At 54.8% G+C, this 11,744-nt stretch carries 11 protein-coding genes; 7 read left to right on the top strand and 4 right to left on the bottom strand.

What is annotated here, in order from left to right:
* The first annotated feature begins 108 nt into the window (after nucleotides 1-108).
* Nucleotides 109-1,011: a lipopolysaccharide core biosynthesis protein RfaZ gene (locus NNN71_RS20490; protein WP_271459224.1), complete on the top strand. Its 903-nt coding sequence runs from the start codon at nucleotides 109-111 to the stop codon at nucleotides 1,009-1,011.
* A 36-nt stretch (nucleotides 1,012-1,047) separates the two neighbouring features.
* Here NNN71_RS20490 and NNN71_RS20485 read toward each other — a convergent pair whose 3' ends face one another.
* From NNN71_RS20485 to pcaH, 3 genes are all read right to left on the bottom strand, one after another.
* Nucleotides 1,048-1,971: a LysR substrate-binding domain-containing protein gene (locus NNN71_RS20485; RefSeq protein ID WP_167575752.1), complete on the bottom strand. Its 924-nt coding sequence runs from the start codon at nucleotides 1,969-1,971 to the stop codon at nucleotides 1,048-1,050.
* Between the two features lie 185 nt (nucleotides 1,972-2,156).
* Nucleotides 2,157-2,777, bottom strand: a complete 621-nt coding sequence (gene pcaG, locus NNN71_RS20480) for a protocatechuate 3,4-dioxygenase subunit alpha (protein WP_271459223.1) — start codon at nucleotides 2,775-2,777, stop codon at nucleotides 2,157-2,159.
* Nucleotides 2,774-3,514, bottom strand: coding sequence for a protocatechuate 3,4-dioxygenase subunit beta (pcaH, locus tag NNN71_RS20475; RefSeq protein ID WP_163446461.1), 741 nt, complete (start codon nucleotides 3,512-3,514; stop codon nucleotides 2,774-2,776). The genes pcaG and pcaH overlap by 4 nt, the downstream gene beginning before the upstream one ends.
* 226 nt (nucleotides 3,515-3,740) lie before the next feature.
* Between pcaH and hglS the strand changes: the two genes are divergently transcribed.
* The 4 genes from hglS (at nucleotide 3,741) to rimL (ending at nucleotide 9,018) form a co-directional block, all read left to right on the top strand.
* On the top strand, nucleotides 3,741-5,084 hold the full coding sequence (hglS, locus tag NNN71_RS20470; protein WP_167575754.1) for a 2-oxoadipate dioxygenase/decarboxylase HglS: 1,344 nt from the start codon (nucleotides 3,741-3,743) through the stop codon (nucleotides 5,082-5,084).
* 44 nt (nucleotides 5,085-5,128) lie between these two features.
* Nucleotides 5,129-6,634 carry a carboxylesterase/lipase family protein gene (locus tag NNN71_RS20465; protein ID WP_271459222.1) on the top strand — a complete coding sequence of 502 codons (1,506 nt, stop codon included), beginning with the start codon at nucleotides 5,129-5,131 and terminating at the stop codon, nucleotides 6,632-6,634.
* A gap of 114 nt (nucleotides 6,635-6,748) precedes the next feature.
* Nucleotides 6,749-8,404, top strand: coding sequence for a glucan biosynthesis protein D (locus tag NNN71_RS20460; RefSeq protein ID WP_167575756.1), 1,656 nt, complete (start codon nucleotides 6,749-6,751; stop codon nucleotides 8,402-8,404).
* 62 nt (nucleotides 8,405-8,466) lie between these two features.
* Nucleotides 8,467-9,018, top strand: a complete 552-nt coding sequence (gene rimL, locus NNN71_RS20455) for a 50S ribosomal protein L7/L12-serine acetyltransferase (protein ID WP_271459221.1) — start codon at nucleotides 8,467-8,469, stop codon at nucleotides 9,016-9,018.
* Here the strand turns inward: rimL and ydcK are convergent.
* Nucleotides 9,013-9,993 carry a YdcK family protein gene (gene ydcK / locus NNN71_RS20450; protein ID WP_271459220.1) on the bottom strand — a complete coding sequence of 327 codons (981 nt, stop codon included), beginning with the start codon at nucleotides 9,991-9,993 and terminating at the stop codon, nucleotides 9,013-9,015. The genes rimL and ydcK overlap by 6 nt on opposite strands.
* 153 nt (nucleotides 9,994-10,146) lie before the next feature.
* Between ydcK and tehA the strand changes: the two genes are divergently transcribed.
* Entirely contained in the window at nucleotides 10,147-11,151 is a 1,005-nt protein-coding gene (gene tehA / locus NNN71_RS20445; protein WP_271459219.1) for a dicarboxylate transporter/tellurite-resistance protein TehA, read from the top strand.
* Entirely contained in the window at nucleotides 11,148-11,744 is a 597-nt protein-coding gene (gene tehB / locus NNN71_RS20440; RefSeq protein ID WP_163446454.1) for a tellurite resistance methyltransferase TehB, read from the top strand. Before tehA ends, tehB begins: the two co-directional genes overlap by 4 nt.

Here is an 11,744-nt window from a genome sequence, read left to right as displayed (position 1 = left end):
TTTTTACTTTTCTGGAAAGTAGATAGCGTGTGGGTTTTTATTGAACGCGGTAAACTATAATGACGTGCGTGCGGCGTATTGCCGGCATTTATTTATGGAATAAATAATATGATGGCAGTTGATAACTTGTCAAAATGGTTTTATAAAACGCTGTATCGCACCACTCACCCTCGGCAGTATCAGCACAATAAAAATCTCTGGCCTTTTTTTAGAGTGGTGAGAAATGCATCAGGCGGCATCGAAAATGTTTTTTTTAAACATAGAGAAATAAACATGCCGGCTGTCCACAAACAAACAAGAAACAAACCGCTGCTTATTATGGCAACGGGGCCATCCGTCAATCACATCGAGACGCGTTTCTTCAATACGTCCTTTGATTACTTTGGGGTTAACGGTGCCTTTTCGATGGAACATATTGATTTTAAATGGTATGCCATCACGGACAGAAACTTCGTCCGAGGCCGTCTGTCGCTTGTCAAAGCGCTGGTCTCGCAAGAGGATCTCACGGTCTTTTGCCCTTATACAACGCTGGAAACCATTTTCACTAACATTGAGTGGCGGCATATCCGCTGCCGATTCAAGATCTTTGAAGCTGTGTCCGGTGCCTGTATTTACAAATTCCTCGGCGCAAAAGAGAATGTCATTGTTAATGATGAACATTATCACTGGTTAGATGGCGCAGGTTTCTCCGATAACATTGACCGGGCGCTGTTTGATTACGGCACGGTGGTCTATCCAGCGTTACAAATTGCTTGTGCGTTGGGGTATCGCGAAATATATATTGCCGGGCTGGATATGAATAATTTTGAACAGCCGCGTTTTTATGAAACGGCAGGGGATAAGTTAGGCACGCGACTCGATCGTGATTTTGAACAAATCCGCCATTCTTTTTATGCCGCACAGTCCTATTGCGCGCTTAATAATATTCGCGTTGTGAATTTATCGCCGGAAAGCGCCATTGATGCTTTTCCTAAGCTCTCCTGGGCGCAGATTAATAGACAAGCAAGCTAGCCGTGGCCCGTCATTCCTGGCCACGGCGGGCGCTCATCACGAAGGCATCGACTTTCGTACGGCGCTGAGCAGCGTCTGTGCGCCGGAGGAGAGCGTCGTGTCTACGCGAGTAAGGATGCCGATGGGTTCGCCCTGGCCTTGGGTCGCGATAGGCAGCGCGGTGAGCGTACCGCGCCGCAGATCGTCCTTCACCGCACCGGAAGGCACGAACCACACGTAGTTGTAGTCAACTGTCAGCTGGCGTGATAGCGACGCCGAAAGCGTTTCAATGCAGCCCGCAGGCATCTTACATCCCTGGCTCTGAAGGAGTGTCTCGGCATTCTGACGTGGAACCGTACCTTTTGGTGAAACGACAACCGGCCAGTCCAGTACGCGGCTCAGGGTGATGTTTTCATGCAGAATAGGGTGGTCTGGCCGCACCACCAGCTTCAATGATTCGAGGAACAAGAGCTCATAGTTTAGCCCGGTCATCAGTTCCGGATCCGACATCCGTCCAATACCAAGATCGATATCTCCGGACTTCAGCGCCGCCAACAGCATGGTGTTATTCATGGTGGCAACCTGGAGGGTGACGTCCTTTTGCTGTTGATGAAATTGCCCAATCACCGCTGGCAAGACACCCAGCGCAGCGGTGGGCAGTGCGCCAATTCGCACTACATCATTGTTAACACCTTCTTTACGAACAAGCGCCTGCCCGGCGGTATTTAACGCATCCAGCACCTTGACCGCATGGGTTAAGAACTGTTCGCCGACGAGGGTTAACTGCGCGCCCAGTCGACCACGCTCAAATAGCCGCGTGCCGGTTAGCTGTTCAAGTTCATTCAGCGTCTTGGAGAGTGCAGGCTGGCTGAGATTAAGTGTTTCAGCCGCGCGCCCCAATGTTCCTTGCTGGGCGACGGCCACGAATGTGTGCAGATGGCGCAGACGAATGCGCTGACTAAAGAGAGCATTTTTTTCCATAAGCGATGTTAAAAACAGAGCGGCATGGGTGACAAGTAATGTTGTTTAATTTTGATAACTTGCTAGCAAATTATTATTAACATTTGTGCGGTTTAACAGACAAGCGTTTTGTTGCATGGATAAAACCCGGCGTCGTTACACTCAGCCGGGTCAGGTAAGGAGGAGACGCCAGAGAATATCAGCGCTTACACGTCAAAAAAGACCGTTTCTTTTTCACCTTGTAGATAAATATCAAAGTGGTACACCGTCTCACCGTTGCGCGTTTCTTTGTGGCCAATCAGCGTCTGACGGCGAACTTCCCACTCGATCAGATTCAGTACGGGATCGCTGGCGTTGGCCTCCTGCTCGTCAGAAAAGTACATGCGCGTATTCAGGCCGATGTTGATCCCACGAGCGACGATCCACAGGTTGACGTGCGGCGCCATCATGCGCCCATCGCGGCCAACCGCCTGTCCGGGCTTAATGGTGTCAAAGCGCCAGACGCCCGTATCAAAGTTAGAGCAGGCACGACCCCAGCCGCGAAAATCAGCGTCCAGTGATTTGCCTTCCTGCCGATCGGCGACGTGGTTGTAGCGCCCCTCGGCGTTGGCTTGCCAGATCTCAATCAGCACGTCGCGTACAGGCGTACCGGAACCGTCGAAAACGCGGCCTTCAATGGCAATGCGTTCACCCGGTGTATGACTGTTAACCAGCGTTGGGCCAAAGTTTTTCTCAAAAATATGAAAACCGGCGGCGTCCGGCGCGAGGCCAATGTGGACGTAAGGCCCAGCGGTTTGCGATGCGGTTTCGGGTAAATAGTCTTTCATCGTGCAGCCCCCTGCGTACGGTTTTCAAACAGCGTGGCGCGCTGGCCGCGCAGCACCAAATCAAAACGATATGCCAGACAGTCCAGCGGTACGGCGGCATGAGTATCCAGCTCAGCAATCAACGTACGAACCGCGTCGTCGTTATTGATGGCTTGCACGATTGGGCATTGTTTAATTAACGGATCGCCTTCGAAGTACATTTGCGTAATCAGACGCTGAGCAAAGGCTTCACCAAAAATCGAGAAGTGAATATGCGATGGCCGCCAGTCGCTGACCTGGTTGCGCCACGGATAGGGGCCGGGCTTGATGGTCCGGAAGAAGTAATAGCCGTTTTCATCTGTCATCACGCGGCCACAACCGCCAAAGTTGGGGTCGATGGGGGCCAGATACTGATCTTTTTTATGCCGGTAACGGCCACCTGCGTTGGCCTGCCACACTTCGACCAGCGTATTTTTCAGCGGACGTCCGAAGCCGTCACGCACGTAGCCGTGAACAATAATACGTTCGCCGATCGGCAGGCCATCTTTGGCGTAGTTCAGAATCAGATCGTTATCCAGCGGGCCAATATCCTGCTGGGAGAAGACCGGGCCGGTGATCTCCGATAGAGAATTCTGCAATGAGATCAGCGCATTACGCGGCGAGCGCAGCACGCTGGTTTTGTAACCCGGCGCGTAGGCCGGTGGGTGATTGTTATAATCCCGGTGAATCACTTCTTGCGGTGACCATTTTGTGCTCATAGGTGGCTCCGTGTAGGGTATTTTATTATTGCCTCACACAGTGTGTGTAAATGTATTGTTAATTAATAGTGAATTTAAGGTGAATTTTAAATAACCTGTGGTTATGTAATGGCCGGGATTCACTGCAAAATCAACTCAGTCGCCGGGATCACACTTTGTAAATTCTTAGCGCATAGCCTCATGTGCTTACCTACACTGCAAATATAGGCACAGGAGATGGAAAAACATGGCGCACACCCTTTCGGCAGATGATATTCGGGAAGATTTTTCACAAGCAATGTCGGCAATGTACCAGCAGGAAGTCCCGCAATATGGCACGTTGTTAGCGCTTGTTGCTGATGTGAATCTGGCAGTGTTGGAAAACAATGCACGCTTGCATGAACAGCTGGCGAACGCCGACGAGCTGGCGCGTCTGAACGTTGAGCGTCATGGCGCCATACGGGTGGGAACGGCTGAAGAGCTGGCGACGCTATGTCGCATGTTTGCCATTATGGGGATGCAACCGGTCGGGTATTACGATCTTTCGGTCGCTGGCGTACCGGTTCACTCCACCGCGTTTCGCCCCGTGGATGACGCCGCGTTACAACGCAACCCATTCCGAATCTTTACCTCTTTACTGCGTCTGGAGCTGATCGACGATCCCGCGCTGCGCGAAAAGGCGGCGAAGATTCTCGCCCGGCGCGATATTTTCACTCCGCGTTGTCGGGCGCTGATGAATCTTCATGATAAACAGAATGGTTTCAACGCCGAGCAGGCACAAGAGTTCGTCCACGAAGCGCTGGAAACTTTCCGTTGGCACCGGCATACCACGGTAGACAAAGAAACCTACGAGGCGCTTAACCGCCAGCATCGGCTGATTGCCGACGTGGTTTGCTTCCCGGGTTGTCATATTAACCACCTGACGCCGCGCACGCTGGATATCGATCAGGTTCAGTCGCTGATGGCCGAATACGGGATCGAACCAAAGGCCGTCATAGAAGGGCCGCCGCGCCGTGCGGTACCGCTACTGCTGCGTCAGACCAGCTTTAAGGCGCTGGAAGAGCCGGTGGCATTTGCCGGCGATGCCAGCGGCACGCATACCGCGCGTTTTGGTGAAATTGAGCAGCGTGGGGTGGCGTTGACGCCAAAAGGCCGGGCGCTATACGACCGGTTGTTGAACGAAGCGGGCGTGGGGAAAGATAACCTCAGTCATCAGCAGCATCTGCAAGAAGTGTTTAAAGCCTTTCCCGATAGCGAATTCCTTCTGCGTCAGCAGGGGTTGGCTTGGTTCCGCTATCGTCTTACGCCGAGTGGTGACGCGCACCGTCAGGCGATCCGTCCCGGTGACGACCCGCAGCCGTTTATTGAACGCGGCTGGATAACCGCCCAGCCCATCACCTATGAAGATTTTCTGCCGGTGAGCGCTGCCGGGATTTTCCAGTCGAATCTGGGCGGCGATGCGCAGACGCGCAGCCATGGCAATGCCAGCCGTAGTGCCTTTGAAGCCGCCCTGGGACGGCCAGTTCTGGATGAATTCAAGCTCTATGAAGAAGCGGAGGTGCGCAGCAAACGCCGTTGCGGTTTGCTCTGAAACGGTTAATCTGCAAAGGAATCAACAAAAAAGGATGAACACCGATGCAGAATGCCTCAACGCGCGTAGAGACCTTACAAGGGTCGTTGTCAGGACGAGTGGACGAGGATATCCATCTGTGGTGCGGCATTCCCTATGCCGCACCGCCGGTCGGCTCCCTGCGCTGGCGCGCGCCGCAGCCGGTCATGCCGTGGCAGGGTGTTCGCCCCGCCGAGACCTTTTCGGCTTCCAGTTGGCAAAACAGTGAATACTGCCAGGAACTGGGCGGCGGCGATCCGGGCCGCTTCTCTGAAGATTGTCTTTATCTCAACGTCTGGTCGCCGGCGCAACGTCATGAGTTGCTGCCGGTAATGGTCTGGCTGCACGGCGGAGGGTTTACTATCGGCGCGGGCGGGCTGCCGCCATACGACGGCAAGGCGCTGGCACGGCGCGGCGTGGTGGTGGTGACGCTTAACTATCGCCTCGGCCACCTGGGCTTCTTCGCCCATCCGGCGCTGGAGGAAGAAGACGGCGAACGGCTGTATAACTTTGGTCTGATGGACCAAATCGCTGCGCTGCGCTGGGTGCAGGATAATATCGCTGCCTTCGGCGGAAACCGCGACAATATCACGCTGTTTGGTGAATCGGCGGGCGCGCGTAGCGTGCTGTCACTGATGGCTTCGCCGAAGGCGAAAGGCCTGTTCCATAAAGCCATTATCCAGAGCGGCTATACGTTGCCGGATATGCCGCGTGAAACCGCGCTGGCCCGCGGTGAACGGTTAGCTGAACACTTCAATCTCCCCAACGCGTCTGCGCAAAGTCTGCGTGAAATCCCGGCGGATGCATTCTGGTCGTTGACTGCTCCGCATAATCTGGGGCCTGCGCCGATTGTCGGCGATGCGGTACTGCCACAGCCCATGCTGGATGTTTTTTTTGCCGCAAAGCAGCACCCCATGCCGGTACTTGTTGGTTCCAACAGCGACGAAGCGAGCGTCATGGCGGTCTTTGGCGTTGATTTGGCCGGAGAAATCCAGAAGCTACGCCGCGAGCGCCGCCTGGGACTGGGGTTAATCAAACTGCTTTATCCCGGCGTGAAGGGCGATGAGGAGTTGGGGCGTCAAGTGTGCCGCGACATGGCGTTTACCACGCTCGGCTACGTGGTGATGCAGGCCCAGCAGCGGCTGAATCAACCGTGCTGGCGTTATTGGTTCGACTATGTTGCTGAAGCGGAACACGATACCTATCCTCACGGCGCGTGGCATGGCAATGAAGTCCCTTACGTTTTCGATACGCTGGGGCACATACCGCCATCTTGTGATTACGCTTCGCCGCGCGATTTAGCCTTTGCCGCCCAGGTGGCCGATTACTGGGTGAACTTCGCGCGTCATGCCAGCGCGGAGCATGCGATTCTGACGGGCCCGGTGCGTTGGCCTGCCTCGGTACGGGGCCGTGATCGGTTGCTGCGTATCGGGTTGCACAAGCACGCCGGCTTCCGTGTGGAAAACCGCTTTATGCGCGCGCGTCTGGCGCTGTTTAAACGCGTGATGAAACACCATGTGAACCTGGATTAGCAGATTTTCTTGCGCTACCAATTGGATTATCAGTCAATTTTGTCTAGAGTGGGCAGCAGTATCGCCGTAATTTTTTTGCAGCATTCCGACTATAAAAAGGACGCTTTGCCAGGCATGAATCGCAGACACTTTCTAAAATCTTCAATGGCTGTTGCCGCCGTGTGCGGGACCTCCGGTTTTGCATCGCTTTTCTCCCAGGCCGCGCTGGCGCAGGAGTCTGACATCGCCGACGGCCAGACGCGTCGCTTTGACTTCAGCGTGCTGCAATCAATGGCTCACGATCTCTCCCGTCAACCGTGGGGAGGCGCTCCGCGCGCGCTGCCAGAGACGTTGGCAAATCTGACGCCGCAGGCTTACAACAGCATCCAGTACGATGCGGCGCACTCCCTGTGGAATAACGTGAAAGACCGCCAGTTGGATATTCAGTTCTTCCACGTGGGCATGGGTTTCCGTCGCCGCGTACGTATGTTCTCACTCGACCCGGCGAGCCAGCAGGCGCGTGAAATTCACTTCCGCCCGGAGCTGTTCCAGTACAACGATGCTGGCGTCGACACCAAACAGCTGGAAGGGCAGACCGACCTCGGTTTTGCGGGGTTCCGCGCGTTTAAGGCACCAGAACTGGCGCGTCGCGACATCGTCTCCTTCCTGGGCGCGAGCTACTTCCGCGCGGTCGACAGCACCTATCAGTACGGCCTGTCTGCGCGCGGTCTGGCGATTGACACCTATACCGACTCACTCGAAGAGTTCCCGGACTTTACCTCTTTCTGGTTTGAAACGGCTAAACCAGGCGACACCACCTTTACGGTTTATGCGCTGCTCGATAGCGCCAGCGTGACCGGTGCCTATAAATTCGTGGTGCACTGCGAGAAGGCGCAGGTGATTATGGATGTGGAAAACCATATCTATGCGCGCAAAGATATCAAACAGTTAGGCATCGCACCGATGACCAGCATGTTCAGCTGCGGGAATAATGAGCGCCGCGTCTGCGACACCATTCACCCGCAGATCCACGACTCCGATCGTCTGGCGATGTGGCTCGGCAACGGCGAGTGGGTCTGCCGTCCGCTGAACAACCCGCAAAAACTGCAGTTCAATGCCTACCAGGATAAGAATCCGAAAGGTTTTGGTCTGCTGCAGCTGGATCGTGATTTCACCCACTATCAGGACGTGATGGGCTGGTACAACAAGCGTCCAAGCCTGTGGGTCGAGCCGCGCAATCAGTGGGGCAAAGGGGCGGTAAGCCTGATGGAGATCCCGACGACAGGCGAAACGCTGGATAACATCGTCTGCTTCTGGCAGCCGGAAAAACCGATGAAAGCGGGCGACCAGTTAAACTTTAGCTATCGCTTATACTGGAGCGCGATGCCGCCGGTCCGTTCGCCGTTAGCCCGCGTACTGGCCACCCGCACCGGGATGGGCAGCTTCCCGGAAGGCTGGGCGCCGGGCGAACATTATCCGGATAAATGGTCCCGCCGTTTTGCGATCGACTTTGTCGGCGGCGATTTGAAAGCCGCTGCGCCGAAAGGCATTGAACCGGTGATCACGCTTTCCAGCGGTGAAGCGAAGCAGATTGAAATTCTCTACGTTGAACCGTTTGACGGCTACCGTATTTTGTTCGACTGGTATCCCACGTCAGACTCCACCGACCCGGTGGATATGCGCCTGTTCCTGCGCTGTCGTGGCGACGCCATCAGCGAAACCTGGCTGTACCAGTACTTCCCGCCAGCGCCGGATAAACGTCAATATGTTGACGACCGTATTATGAAATAACCAAGCCCGGACCCGGCCGAGTCATGCGACGCCGGGTTTTCTTTTAGACTGAGAACCTACACATGACCTGTGTTGAAACGATCGTCGCTTCCGACGTCATCACCCTTGAAGCCGTTAATGAGTCGCACGTAGCCGAGCTGCATCAGATGGTGCTGCGCAATCGCGACTGGCTACAGCAAACGCTCAACTGGCCGCAGTTTGTCAAAAGCGAACAGGACACCCGCCAGAATGTGCAGGGCAATATGATGCTGCACCAGCGCGGCATTGCCAAAATGTTCCTGATTTTTGTTGAGGGGAAAATGTCGGGCGTGCTTTCCTTTAACCAGATTGAACCGTCCAACAAGACCGGTTATATCGGTTACTGGCTGGACGAGGCCGCGCAGGGGAAGGGCATTTTATCCGCCTCGCTGCAGGCGTTTATGCGCTATTACGCTGAACGCGGAGAAATCCGCCGCTTTGTGATTAAGTGCCGGGTGGACAATCCGCGCAGTAATCAGGTGGCGCAACATAACGGTTTTCAACTGGAAGGTTGCTTGCGCCAGGCAGAGTTTCTGAATGGCGTGTTCTATGACCAGAATATTTACGCGCGAATTATCGACAATACCCGGTCATAGGGCACCAAATAGCGGGGTGCGCGTAATTCGCTGCGCGCCGGTAATGGCTTTGCGCCCGCGCAGATGAATAGCTTCGCCAGGCAGCGCTTCGACCACCACGTTGTCGGTGATATCAATGTGATACTCGATCAGCACATCGCCTTCGATACGCGCATCGCCCTGAATCAGCACGTGATCGTCGAGCAAAATAGGCCCGCCGCGGAGCCGGGCGTTGCCGCCAACCAGGACGTGGTGTTTCAGCACGCAGTTGCCTTCAATCACGGCGTTCTCCGCGACCTGCGAGCTGTAGCGTAGGGTGGGGATATCATCTTCGCCATGCCCGGCAATGATACGCGCGTGGCCGTAAACTCTGGCACAGTCGCAGACCCAAATGTTGTTTTCCTCATTACCTTCAAGGCGCGCGCTGTCGTAAATCTCCGCTCGATGTTCCACAAAGGCGTGGTTTAGCCTGGCGTCACCGTAAATTTGTGCCTGATGTACGACCCGGCAATCGCGCAACCGGACGCGGTCGTAGATTTGCAGCAGACGTTCGTTGTCGGCGGTCAGGCCTTTTGCCCCGACAATCTGGCAGCCCTCGCCGATATGGGCATCGCCAAACAGGTGGCAGTGACCGTGTACGCGCGCGTTATCGACCGTGACATTGCCGCTCAAGCGCGCCCCCTGACCGATCCGGCTGGCCAGCACGCGAGCGTTGCCGCAGATAATCGCCTGATGACTCACTTCGCAGGAGTCTATCAGCCGCGCGTTTTCCTCTATCTTTGCCCCGGCGTAGACGAGGCTGTTTTCGTCGTAAATCCAGCAGTTGCCGTCGTGACTCAGTACGTTTTCATCATCAACCCAGCCGCCCAGAGTGCCGGCTGTCACGTCGGCAAAATCCCGCAGGGCAATAATTTGCCGCATCACGATGCTTTCCCGCGCGCCGGGTTCGCCAATCTGCACGCTGCGTGAAGCGTCGCTAAGACGGTATTTTTTCATGATAACCTCAGCTAAGTAGATACACTAAATGTAGCAAATCCTCTGCCGCAGCAGTGCGAACGGCTGACGTTTTCTGGACCGACTTTTGGCGCTAGCGCCGGCCAAAAGAATCATTTAAAATGCAACTTAAATAAATTTGATTAAATAAACAAAATGCATAATGAAACCGATGGGCAGCGGGTATTGAATTTACCAGCGGGCTATTTTGGGATGGTGCTGGGCACTATTGGTATGGGTTTCGCCTGGCGTTACGCCAGCACTATCTGGCCGCTGAGCCCGGCGATTGGCGAAGGGCTGGTGATACTGGCGATTGTGATGTGGGCGCTGTTGACGCTGGCCTTTATCACCCGAGCGATACGTTTTCCCTACAGCGTCTGGCTGGAGATGCGCCACCCCATCGCCAGCAGTTTTGTGAGTTTATTTCCGGCGACCACCATGCTGGTCGCCATCGGCGTCACACCGTGGATGAGACCGCTGGCGCAGGCGCTGTTTATTATTGGCGTGGTGCTGCAATTGAGCTACGCCGCCTGGCAAACGGCGGGGCTGTGGCGCGGCGAGCATCCGGCAGATGCCACCACGCCTGGATTGTATCTGCCGACCGTCGCCAACAATTTTATCAGCGCCATGGCCTGCGGAGCGTTGGGGTTTAACGATGCCGGACTGGTCTTTCTGGGCGCTGGCGTCATTTCATGGATAACGCTGGAGCCCGCTATTGTGCAACGCCTGCGCAGCGGCGGCGCGTTGTCCGTGCCGTTACGGACCTCACTCGGCATTCAACTGGCACCGGCGCTGGTCGCCTGTAACGCGTGGTTGAGCATTAACGGCGGACACGCCGATGTGTTCGCGAAAATGCTGTTCGGCTACGGGCTATTACAGTTGCTGTTTATGTTACGCCTGATGCCCTGGTATCTGCGTCAGGCGTTTAATGCCTCGTTCTGGAGCTTCTCGTTCGGTATTTCCGCGCTGGCTTCTACCGGCCTGCATCTGGGACATGCCAGCGGAACCGGCTTCTTCCATAATCTGGCGCTGCCGCTCTTTATTTTCACGAATATCGTGATCGGCCTGCTGCTGGTAAAAACGCTGCTGTTGCTGCTTCAGGGTAAACTTTTGATGCGTGTTGCACCGTCGACACTGATGAAACCGAAGGATGAACAATGACCATTCGTGATGAAAACTACTTTACCGACAAATACGGCTTGACCCGAACCCATTCAGAAGTGGTGCATGCCGCGACTATTGTTAAGCCGGGGAAAACCCTCGATCTGGGGTGCGGTAACGGGCGCAATAGCCTTTATCTGGCGGCGAACGGCTACGACGTAACGGCGTGGGATAAGAACCCGATGAGTATTCAGAACCTGCAGTCGATTCGTGAAGCGGAAGGGCTGGATAATTTGCAGGCGGCAATCACCGATCTCAATACGCTTAGCTTTGACGGTGAGTACGATTTTATTCTCTCTACCGTAGTGATGATGTTCCTTGAAGCGAATACCATTCCGCGTCTTATCGACAACATGCAGCGCTGCACCAAACCGGGCGGCTACAATCTGATTGTCGCAGCGATGGACACCGATGATTTCCCCTGTACGGTTGGTTTCCCGTTTGCCTTTAAAACGGGTGAGCTGAAAAACTATTATAAAGGTTGGGATTTGCTGAAATATAACGAAGACGTCGGCGAACTGCATCGTACTGATGAAAAGGGCAATCGTATTAAATTACGTTTCGCGACGATGCTGGCGCGCAGGGAATCATAA

Source organism: Kluyvera sp. Awk 3 (assembly GCF_028069715.1).
GTDB classification, from domain to species: domain Bacteria; phylum Pseudomonadota; class Gammaproteobacteria; order Enterobacterales; family Enterobacteriaceae; genus Kluyvera; species Kluyvera georgiana_A.
The sequence above is the reverse complement of the archived record's forward strand: the minus strand, read 5'-3'. Positions and strand labels throughout refer to the sequence as shown.